This window comes from Paenibacillus sp. J22P15, assembly GCF_056269345.1.
Genome location: NZ_JBWDNT010000004.1, coordinates 64,741 through 83,609, shown reverse-complemented (window position 1 = coordinate 83,609; position 18,869 = coordinate 64,741). Strand labels below are relative to the sequence as shown.

Sequence of the window (18,869 nt, the reverse complement as noted above, 5' to 3'; positions counted from 1 at the left end):
TTTAACACTAAACACGTTTCAAGCATACTTCGTCCAGCGACTATCCCCTGGATTAGGGCAAGCACGATCTTTATATTTGGCGGCAATACGTACGAAGCACCCGCACACGACACATGTTGTGCCATATTGAAACTTTGGACAACCCCTGCATTCCTGCAAACGTTGTTCGTATACATCGTCAGGCACACTGATTTCGGATTGAAACATCGGCGCCGCCAATATACGATCGATTTGTTCGTCTGTCACTTTATATTCATCGTGGCAACCTTTACACTGACTTTTACTGCTCATCAATAATCGTTGCCTATTCCGAAATCAACTCAAGCACGGTGACAGACATGGGTGAAAGCTTCGCGCTGATTTTCGTTCCGTCCACAGTGAAAGCTTGATAAGCGGTAGGTACTACAGCTTCTGGCTGATCAAAAGTATTGTGAGCATCTTTAATCTCTGCAGTAAGCTCCGAACCAGAAACCTGGAGACCCGCTCCTGCCAAGCCTCGAAGATCAATTTCTACGTCCGCACCGGATTGATTGTCTAGATTACACAAGCTTACATGTATGCGGCCATTCTCATCCTTTGATGCTGACACGGAAATCTGTGGGATCTTCTGGTCTTTATGCAAGTATTCCTGACTTTCAATCGATGTAGTCAGCAGCGTTGCATCCTGATGCACCTTATACATATCAAATATATGATAGGTTGGAGTAAGCACCATCTTCTCACCCTCGGTCAAAATAACCGATTGCAGCACATTGATCACTTGCGCGATGTTAGCCATTTGAACACGATCACAATGATCATGGAATATATTTAGCGTAACGCCTGCTACAAGCGCATCACGAATCGTGTTCTGTTGATAAAGGAATCCTGGGTTGGTTCCCGGCTCAACATCGAACCAAGTGCCCCATTCATCTACGATAAGACCGATGCGCTTGTTCGGATCATAACGATCCATAATGGTAGAATGACGTTTAATCAACTCGTCCATCCAAAGACTTTTCTTGAGCGTCGAATACCATTCATCCTCAGAGAAGCCCGTTGCTGTACCTTTTGCATGCCATGATTCACCCGGAATCGTGTAGTAGTGCAAAGAAATCGAATCCATCATCCAATGCGCTTCCCGCATCAGCACTTCCATCCAGCGGTAATCATCAACATTAGGTCCGCAAGCGATTTTGTGGATTTTGTTCTCGCCGTAGTTCCTTACATAGGTCTGATATCTACGATAAAGATCAGCATAATATTCAGGACGCATGTTCCCGCCGCAGCCCCAGTTCTCGTTGCCAATGCCAAAATATTTCACATTCCACGGCTTTTCTCTGCCGTTCGTTTGACGTAATTCCGCCATCGGCGATACGCCGTCAAAGGTCATGTATTCCACCCATTCTGACATTTCCTGAACGGTGCCGCTGCCCACATTGCCTGAGATATACGGCTCACACTCCAGCATTTCACAAAGCATCAAAAACTCATGCGTCCCAAAATGATTGTTCTCAACAACGCCGCCCCAGTGTGTGTTGATCATCCGCTTGCGAGATTCACGTGGTCCGATGCCATCTTTCCAGTGGTATTCATCTGCGAAACAGCCGCCAGGCCAACGAAGAACAGGAATTTTCAACTGCTTAAGCGCTGCGACAACATCGTTACGAATGCCGTTCGTGTTCGGAATTGAAGAATCCTCTCCCACCCAGATCCCTTCATAAATGCAACGACCCAAATGCTCAGAGAAATGTCCATAAATGTTGCGGTTAATCGTACCTGCCGTCAGATCAGCGTTAATAGTTATGCGGTTTGCCACTTTAATCGACCTCACTTCTTTATATTAGTGTTGAATGATTTCGAAATACACTTGGATTTATGTAATTATTAATCCACAAACAATAATATTAATCCTAATCAAATAATAATGGCAGCGCATTCATTTTGCAATCCTTAAATGAGTAATTAATCAAAAAAAAGCCGCCAGCCTCTCGGCTTAGCAGCTTCTATCCTTACTCTACATAAAAATCAAATTATCACTTATTGCTCGGCAGCATATTCAGAAACTGCTGAATGTGCGTATCCCAGTAGCTCCATTCATGATCGCCTGGACCTTCGACATAAGTCAAAGGATAACCAGCTTTCTCGCAAGCATCACGAAAAGCAAGATTGTCTTGATATAGAAAATCCTCAGTTCCGCAGCACTGAAAGAGCAACGGTTTAACTGAATCCAGCTGTGCCTGCTCAGCAACAAGATGCAGCAAATCATTATCCGAACCTTTTATTTCTTTATCTCCATATATACGGTAGAAAAGCTGCTTCTGTTGAAGATCATCCCGCTTCACTAGTTCAGCCATATTTAGCGCACCAGACAAGCTACCAGCAGCTGCAAAACGATCAGGATGTCTTAGCGCCCATTTGAACGCGCCATATCCGCCCATCGATAAGCCTGCAACATAATTATCCTCGCGAGCACCGGATAAAGGAAAGAAGGAACGGGCTATTGCCGGAAGCTCTTCCGATAGAAATGTCCAATATTTATTGCCATATTCCATATCCGTATAGAAGCTTTGATGCACATTCGGCATTACAACTGCTAGACCTAGTTCTGCTACATAACGTTCGATAGATGTTCTGCGCATCCAGATTGTATCGTCATCGGACAAACCATGCAGTAAATATAACGTTTTATGCAGCTTCTGACTGCTGCTATTATTCATACCGATTTGCGAGGTAGTCTGCTGCGGTAAAATAACAGTCATCGACGTGCTGAGACCTAATGCTTCAGAGAAAAAGTTGCAAGTAATGAGTGCCAATCTATATTCCTCCCTTTTAGTAGAAATGATTTCTTATCGCTTTAACTAGCCACTAGTAATGTAGCATCAATTAAAAGCGCTTGCAAATAAAGCAATAAATAGCCTCTTTCCAATCCCATAAACATCTTAAGGTTAGTTAGTGAACTTTTTTTCAGTGCTTATATGAAAATCATTCGCAAGGTATAATAGTATTCATCTCAGATTGAAACCATTTTACGGAGGTTGATTTCATATGAAAATAATGCCTTTAGAGCGTCGCGGAGTATCAGATAGTCGGTTAGTACTTGGCTGTATGGGCCTTGGCGGCAGCTGGGATCTTGCTGACCCGATTACAGCAGAACATATCCAACAGGCGGAGGCAGCAGTTGAGGCTGCTCTGTCAATTGGTATCACGATGTATGATCATGCGGACATTTATGCAAGGGGCAAAGCTGAATCTGTATTTGGACAGGTGCTAAAGCAGCAGACTAAGCTTCGTGAGCAGCTCGTCATCCAATCCAAAGTTGGCATTCAACTCTCTGATGGCATTTTGCCAGGTCGTTTCAACTTTTCGCAAGAACATATTTTATCGTCAGTAGATGGCATTTTAGAAAGACTAGGCACAGAATACTTGGACATTTTGCTGCTTCATCGTCCCGATCCGCTCATGGAGCCTGATGAAATTGCAGAAGCTTTTACTAAGCTCAAGCTATCAGGCAAGGTTCGCAACTTTGGTGTTTCTAATATGAGTCCTGGACAAATTCGGTTCCTCCAACGTACGCTGCCTGATCCAATCGTCGTTAACCAGCTAGAGCTAAGCCTCCTTCGTCATGACTTTATTGATCAAGGCGTACATGTCAACCAAAAAGCAGGCTTAAAAGATAACTTTGCTGAAGGTCTTATGGAATTTATGCAAATGGAAAATATACAAATTCAAGCATGGGGACCGTTGGCGCAGGGGAAATATTCAGGGAGGGTGTCGGAAACCGCATCTGAAGCAGAACTAAAAACAGCCGCACTCGTTAAGCAATTGGCCAACGAGAATGAAACAACACCAGAGTCGATCGTGCTTGCTTGGTTAATGAAGCATCCCGCTCGTATCCAACCAGTTATCGGCACCGTGAATCCTAAGCGAATTATTGCTTGCAAAGATGCGGTAAAACAAGCAAATCTCATGACAAGGGAGCAATGGTACACTCTTCTAGTCAGTGCGAGAGGAGTAAATATGCCTTAATTCGTTAATGCGAACCGATTATTAATATTTTTTCATTTAATTCTCATAATCGCTCATAATCCTTATTGTACCTATCATTTAGTTCTCATGAGCGAAAATAGCCCTCTTTCGGATGTGTTATAGTCATAATACATAAAACGAAACGCGGAGGGACAACCTGACAGCATGAGAAAATTAAACTTATTGAAATCGATTGCCAAAGCAGGCATTTGCAGCGCTATCGTCATGTCGGCATTCACTATCGGAAATTTCGCGCCAAAAGCGCATGCAGCAACACCCGAGACTATTGGCCTTATATCTGCAGGCAAACAATACATCGGTACACCATATAAATTTGGCGCACCAGCTGGCGCTACATACGCTTTTGATTGCTCTTCATTTACACAATTTTTGTTCAAAGGACTTGACGTTTCTCTTCCGCGTACCTCTGTAGCTCAGGCTACGGTTGGTGAGAAAGTTCCGAAAGGTTCACTTAGCATGGGCGATCTTGTTTTCTTCAAAACAAATGGCAAATCAATTAGCCATGTCGCTATTTACGCAGGCAGTAACAAAATTATTCACAGCGCTACAAGTACAGGCGTAACCGTATCAGACATGAAGTCCAACTATTGGTCCAAGAGTTATGTTACGGCAAGACGCGTTACCAAATAAATTACCTAATACGTTCTACAGATAAAGCTGCTATCGCCCCTTGCGATAGCAGCTTTTTTTATTATTTATCGTAATCAAGCTATGAAGCTTCAATTCGCTTTGCAGGACATACTTCCAGCAGTATCGGACGGCAGCGATCGATAATTACCATTCTTAACCTTAAGCCAACTATCCTTGCGGCCTTCGGAGTAAGTGCTATCCTTTCGCTTGCAGGCTACTCCTTCAAGATCTGATCTTTTTACAAGATCGAATATGGCCGAGCCCGCTCTCTCCACATACAGCATCTTTTTGAAATAAGCGTTATCCTCCAAAATATATTCCAGCAGCTTCTTACGCTCAAGCAGCGGTCTCTGCCTCAAATCAAGACCATTATAATAAAGAATATCAAACACAAAAAATTGAACTGGCTTCGTTCTTTTTGCTTCAAGAATGCTCGGTCCCTTCTTCAACCTGTAACGCTCCTGCAACGATTCGAATTCCATCGCTCCCGTAATTGGATTTACATAAGTGACCTCTCCGTCTAACAGCACATCCGCTGGCTCCCTCAAAGGGACATTATGTAGTTCAGGATATTGCCGAGTCACTTCATTAAAATGACGAGTATATAATGTCGCCTTGCTTCTCATAAAGGATAGCTGCAGCCGTTGTCCGTCTATTAGGGGTTCGAAAATAAAGTTTTCATCATCAAAAGCTTCCTCATGTTCCAACAAAAGCATTGGTTTCACAAACATTACGACGCCCCCTTCCGAGTATCCATTTTAGCATGAATTCACTCTAAAAATCGGCGGTAAATTTAGGTCGATCCAACGAATAATATTTCCCTCATATTCACATAATAGGGTCAAGAAGGAGGATGAGAAAACATGGCAAATCGTACGAATCAACTTCTTGTACCCCAAGCACGCGCAGCGCTGGAGCAGCTTAAATATGAAGTAGCTCAGGAGCTTGGTATTCAACTTCCGCAAGACGGTTACTACGGTAATATGACTACTCGCGATATGGGCTCCATCGGCGGATCAATTACACGCCGGCTTGTTCAAATTGCTGAACAGCAGCTCACAGGCCGTCGTTAATGTCTACATAAATAAGCGCCAAGACAGCAGTTATGCTCTCTTGGCGCTTATTTGTTTGTACAAAAATACGATTTTGAGTAAATAAATGCTTTAGACACGAATCGAGAACTTCCCTTCTGCATCAAAAATCGGTAAAATAAGATAGAGTTGTCCTGTTACATAACACTTACAAACAAATTCCATTATGGAAAGGAATATTCTAATATGATTATTCAACCGAAAACACGTGGTTTTATTTGTACGACAGCACATCCAGATGGCTGCGCACAACAAGTACAACGCCAGATCGATTATGTAAACGCACAGCCAAACATCGAGGGCCCTCGTAATGTATTGGTCATTGGCGCTTCAACAGGCTATGGTCTTGCATCTCGAATCGTTTCTTCTTTCGCTGCAGGCGCTAATACTATTGGTGTTTACTTTGACAAAGCAGCTGAAGGCGCTCGTACAGCATCCGCTGGCTGGTACAATTCCGCTGCATTCGAAGCAGCAGCCGCTGCTGCTGGACGTAAATCCTACAGCATCGTCGGAGATGCTTTCTCAGATGAAATTAAAGCGAAAACAATCGATCTCATTCGTACTGAACTTGGACAAATTGATCTTGTAGTTTACAGTGTCGCTTCTCCGCGTCGCACGCATCCAAAAACAGGTGAAACTTTCGCTTCTGTTATCAAGCCGCTGGGCGGCACCTATTCCAACAAAACCGTTAACTTTCATAACGGCGATGTAACGCAAGCTACGATCGAACCTGCAACAGAAGACGAGCTGCGTCAGACGATCGCGGTCATGGGCGGCGAGGACTGGCAAATGTGGATTGACGAGCTTGGACAAGCAGGTGCGCTAGCTGAAGGCGCAACGACTGTTGCTTATTCGTATATCGGACCTGAAATTACACACGCGGTATACCGTGAAGGTACGATCGGCGCTGCCAAAAACGATCTGGAAGCTACAGCTCACCGCCTAAATGAGCAGCTAAGCACAACTGGCGGCCGCGCTTTCGTATCCGTCAATAAAGCACTGGTAACGCAATCAAGCTCCGCTATTCCTGTCGTTCCACTTTATATCTCTGCTCTTTATAAAGTAATGAAAGAAAAAGGCATTCACGAGGGCTGCATTGAGCAAATGTACCGCCTGTTCTCTGAGCGTCTTTATGCCAATGGTGACACGCTTGTAGATGAGAGAGGCCTTATCCGCGTTGACGATTGGGAGATGAGACCTGAAATTCAGGCAGAGGTTGCTGACGTTTGGGCTAAGCTTTCCACAGAAAACGTCTATGACCTTTCAGATCTTGAAGGCTACCGTCGCGAATTTTTCCAGCTGTTCGGCTTCGAAACCGACGGCATTGATTATGAAGCGGACGTTAATCCAGAAGTAAACATTCCAAATCTTCGTTAAGACCTTCACAAAAATAAAAACCAATTCGAGCGATACTTCACTCGAATTGGTTTTTTTGTATGCTATGCATGCTAATCCAATAAAAAAAACCCCTTAACCAAGGTTAAGGGGTTTTGATTTAATACTACAGTTTTACAACGTTTTCTGCTTGTGGTCCACGGTTGCCTTGAGTTACGTTGAACTCAACGCGTTGACCTTCGTCAAGGGATTTGAAGCCTTCGCCTTGAATTGCGGAGAAATGTACGAATACGTCATTTCCGCCTTCTACCTCGATAAAGCCGAAGCCTTTCTCTGCGTTAAACCATTTTACTGTACCTTGTTCCATAATTGATTACCTCCAAAAGTATATTAACATGTTTTTTCCAGAAAAACTAAAAATCACACATTGAAAAAGATATCATCATACAAATGACAACCTTTTCAACGAGTGAATTCAAGGTTAAATTTGTTGTTTGTATTGATAATATACCATAGGCATTTGTAATAAGCAAGTCCTCTTCTAAAAAAGATCTAATACCTTTATTAACCGGGATAACAACAGCTCGGTCAGGTAATTATAAATCGGGTAGCAAGCACACCATTCTAACATTAAGGGGTATGTGGATGAAGAAATTATTCGTTTTAGCTTTACTTATTTTAGCTGTAGGCTGTTCTGCCAATCCAAGGATGAATACCAACAAGCACTCAGCACTTGGTTACACGTCAACTAAAACACCTATTATCACTTCAACTCCACACACAACCCAGGCTTCTTCAATCTCAACACAGTCATTGAAGAATCCTACCGTTTCAATGAAGGGCTCACAGTATAACCTTCCAGATTGGTTGTTTGGCGAAAACGGAATTGGACAGGTTACTCAGTATCCGTATCCGACACAATATCCTATTCAAAACCCTGCTCAAAAACCAACTCAGAATCCGACTCAGAAACCAACTGAGACTCCAGCTGAGAAAGCTCCAACTTCCTCCGGTCAATTTGACCAGCAGGTGCTGCAAATCGTCAATGCTGAACGTGCAAAATCCGGATTGCAGGCTCTGAGCATGGATGCGCCTTTATCCAAAATGGCTTTGGTCAAAGCACAGGACATGATTAACAACAACTACTTTGATCACAATTCACCAACCTATGGTTCTCCCTTCGATATGATGAAAAAATACAACATCACCTACAATTACGCTGGTGAAAACATTGCTAAAGGCCAGCCTACTCCTGAGCGAGTAATGAAGGACTGGATGAACAGCCCCGGACACCGCGCTAATATTATGAAAAGCAATTTCACTAAAATTGGAATTGGTTATTATCAGGGCGCATGGGTTCAAGAATTTACTGGATAACGATTTCGATTTACTAATTTGAAGTTTTACAGTCCAAATGTAATCAGAAAAGAGCAGTCCAACAAAGAATTTTCCCGTTGGCTGCTCTTTTTATAATGACCGCATGATTCTTTTAACTAAGCAGACACGAGAATCTCACTCAAAGCGGTAATAAACATGTCATTTTCTTCTGGCATGCCTATCGAGATTCGCAAATGAAATGGCAGACCCCACGTTTTACCATGTCGTACTATGATTCCTTTGGCCATCAATTGCATGTAGATTGATTCCGATTCTGGACCAAACTCCGCGAGTACGAAGTTGGTCATACTCTCTGTGTAATTGATTCCTAACTGCCGAAATGAAGCATATAGACGCTCACGCTCTTTAGCGACAAGCGATTGTGAACTTGTTACATGATCCAAATCACCGATTGCCGCTGCGGCTGCTGCCTGAGCCAGTGCATTTACGTTAAAAGGCTCCTTCACTTGATAAATGCTTTTAATAATTTCTTCTGGCGCTGCGCCGAATCCAACCCGTATGCCTGCAAGCCCATATATTTTCGAGAATGTTCTTAACACTAACAGCGGATAACCTGCTCTTACTAATTCCATACCATCCGAATAAGAATCTTCCGATACGTAGTGACTGTACGCGGTATCGAGCATAACGAGAACGCGCTTAGGAATCGAATCAAGAATGTTCTTTAAGTCTTTTCGGGATAAATACGTGCCGGTTGGATTATTCGGTGAGCATAAATACAAAATTTTGGTACGTTCAGTCACTGCTGCAACAATAGCCTCCGGATCATATTGGAATGCCGTCTTCAGCGGCACAACGACGACTTTAGCACCCATCAGCTGCGCTCCAAATTCATATTCACTGAAGGTTGGACCAGGTACAATAATCTCATCATTCTCATCCAAAAAAGCTTCGGCGACTAACGTAATGAGCTCATCTCCACCGTTAGTAACGATCACTTGCTCGGCACGAAGATCAAAATGTCCTGCTATCGTTTTTTTCAGAATTTGAGATTGGGCATCTGGATATCGATGGAGGTCAGTCAATGTCTCCTGAATAGCCGCCAGCGCCTTCGGTGATGGTCCCAATGGGTTTTCATTCGACGCCAGCTTGATTACTCGCTGCAAACCAAATTCGCTTTGCACTTCCCAGATTGGTTTACCCGGCGAGTAGGGCTTCATTACTTCCAAAGCCTTCCGTGCTTGAACTTCAATTTTCTCATTCATAAATGAAATCACCCTTGTTTGTATAATCAAAAACCTTTAATACGATAATACATTAACCCTTTGTCGCAGTAAAGAGTTAATGTGTGATAATTTAGTGAATTGAAACAGAAAAGGAGGCACCTGCCGCAGGTGCCTCCTTCGTTTAATTCTGTATATATGATTTCCCGTATGCTTACTTAAAACCTATTTTGATTCCAGCAAGCCGTATTTTCTCTTGAAGCGCTGCATAATAGCGATCCAGCTCGTACCAAACACAGCGAGGAAAAACACATTGGACAGCGCATGCGCGAGATCAAAATAAAAGCTTTGAATATATGCGATAAAGATAAAATTCCAGCTCAAGGCATCAGGCATACCGATGATATACCAAATATTCATGATCCAGCCGAACAAAAATCCCCATACAAAACCAAATAGGAGCAAGCCCGTCTTCGTTTTTATGAGCCAAGTATGACGCAACCATCCTGCACTAGCCCCGATCATGCCCCAGCAAAACATTTGCCATGGTGTCCATGGACCCTGCCCAAGAAATATATTTGACACTAAAGCAGCTATTGCGCCAATAATAAAGCCAGATTCCGCGCCAAACACAATTGCAGCTATAATGATGACGAAGGACGTCGGCTGTACGCTTGGCAAGGGTGCAAACGGCACACGGCTGACTGCTGCGATTGCTGCAAGCACCGCAAGAATAACGATCTCACGAGCTTCGATCGTTCGTCTCTCGAAACGGGCGAAGAATGGGATCATCGTGACAAAGAGAAGGATGATGCTTAGCAAGAGATAATGCTCATCCGTAATTGCAGAGGACAACGCCATAGCTATAATGAACAGCCCAATGCTGGCTAGAAACCAGAGCTTTATTTTGCCCATTGTGCAATCACATCCTCTGTCGTCAACGCTTCTGGCAGCCACTCCCGCACCGTACGGTTAATAGCCGTTGTATAAAAATAATTGGTTCCAAAAAATTGCGCCGGCGCCCCTTCTGCGGATACTGCCCCATCAAACAGCATGGCGCAGCGTGTTGCATGTTCTGCAGCAAATTCGATATCATGAGTGACCATAACGATTGTTTTGCCTAATTGACGCAGCTGTTGCAGCAGCTCCGCAGTTCGTTGCTTAGCAATAGGATCAAGGCCTTTTGTCGGCTCATCCAAGCAAAGTACATCCGGCTCTCCAAGCAGTACGATTGCAAGCGCTGCCCTCTGTTGCTCCCCTCCGCTCAAATCATAAGGATGTTTTGGCAAAATTGAAGCAATCTGTAATGCATCCACTAACTTGTTTATTTTACGATCTCTATCCTCAAGCTTCGTGTAATCTGCCATTCGCTGCAATTCTTCCTCAACCGTATCATAGCTAAAGTATAGCAGCGGGTTTTGGGCCAAATAACCGACTTTAATATTTTTATCCTTCTTCAGTTTGCCGCGCTGCGGCGTTAACAAGCCAGCCATCATCTGCAGCATCGTCGTTTTCCCTGCGCCATTACCGCCGAGCACAGCCAGAAATTCATGTTTGTACACATGAAGAGACAGCTTCTTCAACACCTCTGAGCCGGCTTTCTCATACTTAAACGTGAGCTCATCACAGGCTAGCAGAAACTCCTTTTTACCCTGCGAATGACTGTTATTACTGCTCGCTAGAACGGTGTCTTTCCTATCAATACCTGCTTTGCCCGCGAGCCACTGTTTTCCTTCTCTAACGGTAATCGGAATTTGACTCGCTTCAGGCATTTCTCCAGCTAGCTGAGCAGATAAAAACAGCTTGGTTACAGAAGGCAGGTAAGGCATATCGTTCTGTGCTGCATCTGAGCCTACCAATCGGCACAACTCTCTCGGTGATGCGTCATATTTCACCTTGCCCCCATCCATCATAACGATTCGATCTGCTAGCGGAATAACATCCTCCAGCCGATGCTCACTTATAATAACCGTCATAGACATTTCTTGATTAAGACGATAAATGAATTGCAAGAATTCACGCGCCGCGACAGGATCAAGCTGTGAGGTAGGTTCATCGAGCAGGAGCAGTTTAGGCTGCAGCAGCAATACAGACGCAAGATTAATAAGCTGCTTCTGACCTCCCGATATTTCATGTACTGATTTATTTAGCAGCTCATCCAGCCCGAAGAAATGGCTCATTTCGGCAAGTCGTTTACGCATAACCGATTGATCATAACCGACATTTTCCATTGAAAAAGCGAGCTCATGCCATACCTGATCCATCACAATTTGATTTTCTGGATTTTGGAATACCATCCCAATCTGCTCTGCCGCAGCAATGGGGGATAGCTCTTCCAGCCTGATCCCATTAAAGAAAACAGAACCGGAACGTTTGCCCGTTGGCTGTGACTCTTGCTTTAAATGTCGAAGCAGCGTCGTTTTCCCGCTGCCGGATGACCCGCATAACACAACGAAATCGCCTTGATTCACGTTTAACGTAATGTTGTCGAGCGCTGCAGCCGTTGAATCCGGATAATGGAATGACAATTCATCCACATGTATTATTTCCATGATCTTCTCTCCATTTCTTCAAGTGCGACTGGCGTCAGCAGAAAAGCACAATAACTTGCATATGCAATACCTTCACCTCTATGAAACTGCATCGTTTCTAGACGCGGATAAATAGTAAGTACTCCAAACCCTTGAAACCAGCCCCAAATGCACACAATTGCCATTGCCGCCAAGAACGCTAGGACATACCAGTCTCTTCGGTCCATATGATAAATAACGTAGGAGCTTCGCTTAGCAGCGCCATATCCTCTTGCCTTCATCGAATCCGCTGTCTGCAACGCTTCCTCCAATGACCATGTCAGCAACACCCGAACGAGCAGCATACCGTCCTTACTCCGCTTCCTTAAACTGCCCTCAAGTATCGTGACACCTTTTGTCCGTTGAATAGTCGTAATTTGGCTCAACCTCCGCAAGAAGAGCGGCACGAAGCGAATCGACATTGAGGTCAACAGCGATATTCTCGGTGCGATCCTTGAAAATAAATACATCCATTTTTCCGTCGTAACTATTTTTTGAAACGATACAAATGCAAACAAAATACATAATAAAGAAAGCATCATCGTAACGCCGTACAAAATCGCTTCCAGCGTGATCGGTTGGTCCATGAAATAAAATAAAATATGTCGTCCTCGATGAGAAAATAAAGGGTTAAGAATAGCAACAGAGCCGCCCATTAGAGCATAATAGGGAAGCAGCTTCAGCAGCCGCTTCCCTTCGCCATGAATGACAATAATAACGACAATTACCGCAAGTGAAGTCACTAAGAAAGCAGGATGAAATAATAGCATGCTGAATAAAATAACACCTGCATAATAGCTGAAGCTTGTAACCGGATGTACGGAACTAAAGGCGCTATTCATCGAATTTAGCTCCTATATCCTCGCCTAGATCTATCGTATAAATCCATTCAATGACGTCGCCTTCCTTAAGCTCGTAAGCCCCCGCACTTTTGTTCGGAAACTCGCCGTTCACTTTATACATCCATCCGCTCTTAGCGCCAAAATCGAATTCATATATATTATCGATTCCTTCAATATAAGCGCCAGCCTTTGCCCCTTTATACTCCATCTGTATTTTGTTTTTTCGTGTAATTTTCTTCAATACCTCAAGGACGGTATCATCCTTCTTGATCTCAACTGCTGTTGGTGCGAGAACGGTGCCTGTCTCCTTGTCTGCGACAATAGAAATCGTGACCGTCTGTGCAGGCTGCGGCGTTTCAGCAGGCGCTGAAGGCTTCGGTGAAGCAGACTCTTCCACCTTGCTCGGCTTAACCGTCGGCTTCGAAATCGGATCATCCAACTTCGGCACATTCGTAGGCTTTGGCTTCGGTGAAGATGCTGCTTGTTTATCAGCTGGTGGCTGTGTTGCCTTGTCTTTATCCTTATCTTGATTTTCACCACCGCTAATCGGCTCCGACCCGACAGGCGCTGCCGATGGAGTCACAACCGAGGACTGCTCCGCACTTTCATCAGTCGTTTCATTTCCCTCTAGCACTTGATGGCCAGATTGCTTATTATTGGCTTGATTATTAACGTTTTGACCCGGACTAGAACAGCCTGATATTATACCGATAACCATTAGTAAAGTTAATAAGCTAAGCAGCCATCTTTTTGCGTTCATTTCCATCGTCCCTTTTCTACTCCTTTTCGTCCTAATCACAAAACTTAATAAATAAAAAAAGACCCCCTTAATGTAAGGGGATCTGCAAGTCGAATGAAAGAATAGCTGCGGCACATAAATAAAATATATGATGCGTTCTGCAAAACGATTACGCCTCCACATTCTTACCCCCCGAAGAATGAGAAACAAAATAAAAAAGGCAGGTTTCCTGGCTCGTGCGTCAACGCGCTTCCCCAGCCTTCCCATCCTACGAGCGGACAGTGGCATTTGGAGAGAAGCACTCTTCACATACAGTGGCGGGACCGCGCCGGAATAGTACCGGACTTCCCTATTAAGCAAACGAAAGCATGGTTTGTTTGCACCTTTTTTACACTTGTATTCGATTATTTAATCAATCATATCGAGATAACAGGGGTTTGTCTATACGGGATTTGAATGATTCGATCGCTAATGGCAGCGGCGAGACGACTCGTATTTGGAATAATGTCAGTTTCCACTTAATCGGAATACGGGAAAACCATACGCGCAGCTTGCTCATTTCTTCATCACATACCCAATGCCTCGAAGCGTCTGAATACAGCTCGTTTCTTCTGGGGCATCAATCTTGTTGCGTAAATATCTCACATAAACATCAACTACGTTGGTATCAACTGCTGCATCGTACCCCCACACTTTATCAAGCAGCATTTCCCGAGAAAGTACTCGGTTAGGGTTTTCCATAAAAGCGAGCAGCAGGCCATATTCCCGCTTCGTCAGCTCGATAATGTGCTCGCCTTTGCTTACGACTCTAGCATCTAAATCAACACTTAACTCGCCAAATGCCAAAACCGATCGCTGCTCCAAGGTAATTTTCTCCTGACGCCTAAATACAACGCGAAGCCGAGCGAGCAGCTCTTCAATCGCAAATGGCTTTGGAATATAGTCATCTGCACCGCTATCTAGGCCCGTTACTCGATCAGTCACACTATCTCTTGCAGTTAGCATAATAATCGGCGTAGCTTTCGTTTCACGGATGCGACGACAAACCTCAAGACCGTCCATGCCCGGCAGCATAAGATCCAACAAAATGACATCCCATTCTTCTCGCAGTGCAAGCTCCAGACCGCTATTTCCATCAAAAGCGACAGCTGTCGCAAACGATTCGTGACGCAGTTCAAGCTCGATAAATCGCGCTAAATTTTTCTCATCTTCAATTAGTAACACCTTTTTCATGGATTGATCCGCCTTTGATATCGCTATGCTTGTCTATAGCATGATTTCAACCATTGTAATTGATAATATTTCTCATCGTCAATCGTTAATTTTAAAAAAGACAGCCTCATCAATCAAGAGGCTGTCTCATTTATTTATTTCAATTAGTGCTGCTTGCTCACATGAACCCGTTTAATGAAGAAAGCAACGATCAAGCCAATAATCGCAACGACCATCGCGAAAATAAATGCATTCTGAATGCCGGCTGTCAATGCAAGCGGTGCATTGGCAGGATCAGATGGATCGGCTGCATCCTTCATAAAGCTGGTCATGCCTGAGGTCATTATGCTTACAGCAACCGCTGTGCCGATAGCGCCGGCAACCTGCTGCAACGTATTCATAATCGCAGTACCATCCGGGTACAGCTCGCGAGGCAGCTGGTTAAGACCATTTGTCTGCGAGGGCATCCATACCATAGAAATACCAATCATCAAGCAAGAGTGAAGTACAATAATCAATGTAATAGTCGATGCTGTCGTTATACCTGAGAAGAACCAGAGTGTAGCAGCAACGATGACAAGTCCTGGAATTACAAGCCATTTAGGACCAAATTTATCAAACAGGCTTCCCATGATCGGAGACATGATTCCGTTAATAAGTCCACCCGGCAGCATAATGAGACCTGCTGTCAGCGCGCTAAGTCCAAGACCGCTAATCAAATACATTGGAAGAACGAGCATGGATGATAAAATGACCATCATACAAATAAATACCATCAGTGTTCCTACAACAAACATAGGATGCTTAAATGCCCGTAAATTCATCATAGGCTGTTTCATCGTCAATTGACGAATTGCAAAAATAACGAGTGATACAATACCGACAACCATTGTAGCAATTACTTTTGTACTGCCCCATCCACCTTCACCTTCACCTGCGCTGCTGAAGGCAAACACAATGCCGCCAAAGCCGAGTGTAGAGAAGAGAAGTGATAAGATATCAATTTTCGGCTTCGTTATCGTTGATACATTTTGCATAAACATAATACCGAACAAAAGTGCAATAATAAGAAACGGAAGTGACAACCAGAAAATCCAGTTCCATGTCATATTCTCTATTAAGAGTCCTGCAATCGTTGGGCCTACAGCAGGCGCTACCATAATAACGAGACCGATAACACCCATCGCTGCTCCCCGCTTCTCAGCAGGGAAAATAATAAGGATCGTATTAAACATAAGGGGTAGCAAAAGCGCTGTACCTATAGCTTGTATAACACGCGCGGTCATAAGCACTTCAAAGTTTGGAGCGAGTGCTGCTACCAGTGTACCCAATATAGAGAAGCTTACTGCCGCAATAAATAGCTGTCTTGTCGAGAACCACTGCAGCAACAACCCTGATACCGGAACTAAAATACCGAGCGTCAACAGGTATCCCGTTGTTAACCATTGCACGGTTGGCGCCGTTATGTCGAAGACGCGAATTAAATCACTAAGTGCTACATTTAACGCCGTTTCACTAAACATACCTATAAATCCACTTAGTAATAATGAAATCATGATGGGGATTACTTTATATTGCTGACCCGTATCTTGCTTTGATGCTGTCATAGTTGCTTGCAAGCTTTCCACTCTCCTATTTTCTGTCTAACCTATATTCATGACTTCTCAAAGAGAAGGACACTTATGAATGATGTAAGGTATACATTTTGCTGAGGTTAATAGCGGTTGCGTGTCTCGGTGAGTTAGAGCCAATATGAGTGCTCCTTCCAATAGGGAAACGATAACGATTGCAACCTCACCTGCTCGCGTTTCTTCCATAACCGACTGTATGAGTTTCTCTGAAAGGAGATTTTGCCATGCAGAGAATACCCCTTGTCCCGCAGCTTTCAGCTTAACGCTAATCGTCGAGGTCTCCACAGTCTTCCAGAAGCTAAATGGCATATAACCTGCATAATCGTATTTCTCGGCGTCCGCAGCCATATCTAGAACGAAAGCCTGTATCACTTCAGAGGGCTCATCAAACTCTGCAAACTTTTTTCTCCACTTGTCAATAACAAGCTCCTTGGTACCGTACATGCATTCCAGTGCAAGCTCCTCTTTCCCATTCGGAAAATAATAATAAAGAGAGCCCTTTGGACAGTCGCTTTCCTTTATAATTTGGCTTAATCCCGTTGCATGATACCCTTTCGTAAAAAAAAAGTCTCGCTGCAGTTTCAAGTATCGCACTGCGTGTATTTGATTTTTCTGACATCCACCCTCACCTCTATTATACCAATCGGTCTATATAACAACTATAAGATTAAAACATTAATCCCTTTATCAAGTCAACCTTTTTTTATACCCAATAAGCTGAAAATCATAATAAAAACAGCCGAACGAATGTCCGGCTGCCTTCGCTATTATATAGGTTAGTTTAGAAATTAACAGCTGCTGCTGCTGCTTCCTCAAGACCTTTTGCAACAATTGCTTCCGCTTGTGCTGGAAGTTGGTTATGACCTTCAATGATAATGCTCTCAAGGTCAGTAACACCGTAGAAGCCCATTACTGTACGGATAAAGTTGTGTGCCATTTCTACAGATGCTGCAGGACCTTCGGAATAGATGCCGCCGCGTGCAGTAAGCAATACAACTTTTTTGTCCGTTACAAGGCCAACTGGACCTTCAGCTGTATATTTGAACGTTTTGCCAGCTTGTGATAGGTAGTCGATATAAGTGTGCAAAACAGCAGGAACGGTGAAGTTCCAAAGCGGGAATGCGAAAACGACTTTATCAGCAGCAAGGAATTGATCCATATATTTGCTGGATACTGCTACAGCAGCTTGCTCTTCTGGTGTTAGCTCATAACCGTTAGCTGCTTTGTAGTTACCGTTAATCATATCAGCGTTCATGTAAGGAAGCTCTTCGTTAAACAAATCAAGCTCAACTACAGTGTCTTCTGGGTGACTAGCTTTGAAGCTGTCTAGAAAAGATTGATATAGCTTAACGCTAACTGCCTGTTCAATTCCGCGGTCATTTGCTTTAATAAATAATACTGTACTCATTGTATGTTTCCCTCCAAGTTGTTTGTGTTTACTTTTTGTAAGTAGCTTTATTGTATAAAGTTTTCGCTCAACAATCATCGGTACATAGGCCGAAAAATCGACATAAAAAAACCGCCAAAGGCGGAGGTCTAGTCCTACGACTATAGTCTTAGATTGTAAAATCATTCGTTTTCCCGCATTAACTGCACAGCGTACAAAGCAGCTTGTGTCCGGTCTGTTAAATCTAATTTACTTAAAATGCTGCTCACATGTGTTTTGACGGTTTTCTCAGCCACAGTCAGTGTATTAGCAATATCTTTGTTACTCATTCCTTTGGTGAGCAGCTGCAGCACCTCTAGCTCCCTCGGAGTCAAAATTTCGTTTAATTCCGTTATCGTATGTTCTTTCATCGCATTAGACTGCGGCGCCACTTGAGCTAAAAGCGCATTTGAAATGTCCGGATGCAGCTGAATATTGCCTTTGTAAGCGCTGCGGATAGCTTCAGCAAGCTGATCAGGTTCCACATCCTTGAGCATGTAGCCAATGGCTCCCGACTGCAGCGCCGGAACGATATGGCTGCGATCCGAGAAGCTTGTCAGCACAAGCACTTTAATTTCCGGGTGCTGCTGCGCAATAAGATTACTCGCCTCAATACCGTCCATTACCGGCATGTTCAAGTCCATCAATATAATATCAGGCAATAATTCCGCAGCTTTATCCACCGCTTCCCTGCCGTTATTCGCTTCTCCAACCAGTTCAAAATCCGGCTGCATGCTTAGAAAAAAAGAAATACCTTTTAAAACAATTTGATGATCATCAACCAATAATATTTTTATCGTCAA

20 protein-coding genes and 1 riboswitch are annotated in these 18,869 nt (G+C 43.7%); of the genes, 5 read left to right on the top strand and 15 right to left on the bottom strand.

Translation table 11 applies throughout. The annotated features are described in order from the left end of the window. Nucleotides 1-18 precede the first annotated feature (18 nt). The 3 genes from AC0YN6_RS11395 to AC0YN6_RS11385 form a co-directional block, all read right to left on the bottom strand. Nucleotides 19-291: a DUF6171 family protein gene (locus AC0YN6_RS11395; RefSeq protein ID WP_475746962.1), complete on the bottom strand. Its 273-nt coding sequence runs from the start codon at nt 289-291 to the stop codon at nt 19-21. A 13-nt stretch (nt 292-304) separates the two neighbouring features. Further along, nucleotides 305-1,798 (bottom strand): alpha-N-arabinofuranosidase, encoded by a 1,494-nt coding sequence (locus tag AC0YN6_RS11390; protein ID WP_475746960.1) that lies wholly within the window; start codon nt 1,796-1,798, stop codon nt 305-307. A 217-nt stretch (nt 1,799-2,015) separates the two neighbouring features. Next, nucleotides 2,016-2,795, bottom strand: a complete 780-nt coding sequence (locus tag AC0YN6_RS11385; RefSeq protein ID WP_475746958.1) for an alpha/beta hydrolase — start codon at nt 2,793-2,795, stop codon at nt 2,016-2,018. 232 nt (nt 2,796-3,027) lie between these two features. On the opposite strand from AC0YN6_RS11385, the gene AC0YN6_RS11380 reads away from it, so the two are divergent. Beyond that, entirely contained in the window at nt 3,028-4,008 is a 981-nt protein-coding gene (locus AC0YN6_RS11380) for an aldo/keto reductase (protein ID WP_475746956.1), read from the top strand. A 165-nt stretch (nt 4,009-4,173) separates the two neighbouring features. Next, a complete protein-coding gene (locus tag AC0YN6_RS11375) occupies nt 4,174-4,659 on the top strand; it encodes a C40 family peptidase (RefSeq protein ID WP_475746954.1) in 486 nt (161 codons plus the stop codon). Between the two features lie 89 nt (nt 4,660-4,748). Here AC0YN6_RS11375 and AC0YN6_RS11370 read toward each other — a convergent pair whose 3' ends face one another. Beyond that, nucleotides 4,749-5,390 carry an ATP-dependent DNA ligase gene (locus AC0YN6_RS11370; protein ID WP_475746952.1) on the bottom strand — a complete coding sequence of 214 codons (642 nt, stop codon included), beginning with the start codon at nt 5,388-5,390 and terminating at the stop codon, nt 4,749-4,751. Between the two features lie 132 nt (nt 5,391-5,522). On the opposite strand from AC0YN6_RS11370, the gene AC0YN6_RS11365 reads away from it, so the two are divergent. Together AC0YN6_RS11365 and fabV are read left to right on the top strand one after the other, a co-directional pair. After that, nucleotides 5,523-5,732, top strand: a complete 210-nt coding sequence (locus AC0YN6_RS11365) for a small, acid-soluble spore protein, alpha/beta type (RefSeq protein ID WP_475746950.1) — start codon at nt 5,523-5,525, stop codon at nt 5,730-5,732. 204 nt (nt 5,733-5,936) lie between these two features. Beyond that, nucleotides 5,937-7,127 (top strand): enoyl-ACP reductase FabV, encoded by a 1,191-nt coding sequence (fabV, locus tag AC0YN6_RS11360; RefSeq protein WP_475746948.1) that lies wholly within the window; start codon nt 5,937-5,939, stop codon nt 7,125-7,127. Nucleotides 7,128-7,251: 124 nt separating this feature from the next. On the opposite strand, the gene AC0YN6_RS11355 is transcribed toward fabV, so the two are convergent. Next, on the bottom strand, nt 7,252-7,452 hold the full coding sequence (locus AC0YN6_RS11355) for a cold-shock protein (protein ID WP_053377054.1): 201 nt from the start codon (nt 7,450-7,452) through the stop codon (nt 7,252-7,254). A gap of 278 nt (nt 7,453-7,730) precedes the next feature. Between AC0YN6_RS11355 and AC0YN6_RS11350 the strand changes: the two genes are divergently transcribed. Next, the gene (locus AC0YN6_RS11350) at nt 7,731-8,462 is read left to right on the top strand and encodes a CAP domain-containing protein (RefSeq protein WP_475746945.1); all 732 of its coding nucleotides are present in this window, start codon (nt 7,731-7,733) and stop codon (nt 8,460-8,462) included. Between the two features lie 116 nt (nt 8,463-8,578). Here the strand turns inward: AC0YN6_RS11350 and hisC are convergent, their stop codons facing one another. From hisC to AC0YN6_RS11300, 10 genes are all read right to left on the bottom strand, one after another. Further along, nucleotides 8,579-9,688 carry a histidinol-phosphate transaminase gene (gene hisC / locus AC0YN6_RS11345; protein ID WP_475746943.1) on the bottom strand — a complete coding sequence of 370 codons (1,110 nt, stop codon included), beginning with the start codon at nt 9,686-9,688 and terminating at the stop codon, nt 8,579-8,581. 183 nt (nt 9,689-9,871) lie between these two features. Further along, complete coding sequence (locus AC0YN6_RS11340) at nt 9,872-10,561, bottom strand: ECF transporter S component (protein WP_475746941.1); 690 nt, start codon at nt 10,559-10,561, stop codon at nt 9,872-9,874. Beyond that, nucleotides 10,549-12,198 carry an ABC transporter ATP-binding protein gene (locus tag AC0YN6_RS11335; RefSeq protein WP_475746940.1) on the bottom strand — a complete coding sequence of 550 codons (1,650 nt, stop codon included), beginning with the start codon at nt 12,196-12,198 and terminating at the stop codon, nt 10,549-10,551. Before AC0YN6_RS11335 ends, AC0YN6_RS11340 begins: the two co-directional genes overlap by 13 nt. Further along, entirely contained in the window at nt 12,189-13,058 is an 870-nt protein-coding gene (locus AC0YN6_RS11330; RefSeq protein WP_475746939.1) for an energy-coupling factor transporter transmembrane component T, read from the bottom strand. The genes AC0YN6_RS11335 and AC0YN6_RS11330 overlap by 10 nt, the downstream gene beginning before the upstream one ends. After that, the gene (locus AC0YN6_RS11325) at nt 13,051-13,824 is read right to left on the bottom strand and encodes a DUF4430 domain-containing protein (protein ID WP_475746938.1); all 774 of its coding nucleotides are present in this window, start codon (nt 13,822-13,824) and stop codon (nt 13,051-13,053) included. Before AC0YN6_RS11325 ends, AC0YN6_RS11330 begins: the two co-directional genes overlap by 8 nt. Before the next feature lie 175 nt (nt 13,825-13,999). Then, nucleotides 14,000-14,199, bottom strand: a riboswitch (cobalamin riboswitch). 153 nt (nt 14,200-14,352) lie between these two features. Next, nucleotides 14,353-15,030, bottom strand: coding sequence for a response regulator transcription factor (locus tag AC0YN6_RS11320; RefSeq protein WP_475746937.1), 678 nt, complete (start codon nt 15,028-15,030; stop codon nt 14,353-14,355). Nucleotides 15,031-15,173: 143 nt separating this feature from the next. Next, nucleotides 15,174-16,616: a DHA2 family efflux MFS transporter permease subunit gene (locus AC0YN6_RS11315; protein WP_475747464.1), complete on the bottom strand. Its 1,443-nt coding sequence runs from the start codon at nt 16,614-16,616 to the stop codon at nt 15,174-15,176. A 57-nt stretch (nt 16,617-16,673) separates the two neighbouring features. Continuing rightward, nucleotides 16,674-17,225 carry a TetR/AcrR family transcriptional regulator gene (locus AC0YN6_RS11310; protein ID WP_475746936.1) on the bottom strand — a complete coding sequence of 184 codons (552 nt, stop codon included), beginning with the start codon at nt 17,223-17,225 and terminating at the stop codon, nt 16,674-16,676. A gap of 196 nt (nt 17,226-17,421) precedes the next feature. Further along, nucleotides 17,422-18,048, bottom strand: coding sequence for an FMN-dependent NADH-azoreductase (locus tag AC0YN6_RS11305; RefSeq protein ID WP_475746935.1), 627 nt, complete (start codon nt 18,046-18,048; stop codon nt 17,422-17,424). Nucleotides 18,049-18,209: 161 nt separating this feature from the next. Beyond that, a complete protein-coding gene (locus AC0YN6_RS11300) occupies nt 18,210-18,869 on the bottom strand; it encodes a response regulator (RefSeq protein ID WP_475746934.1) in 660 nt (219 codons plus the stop codon).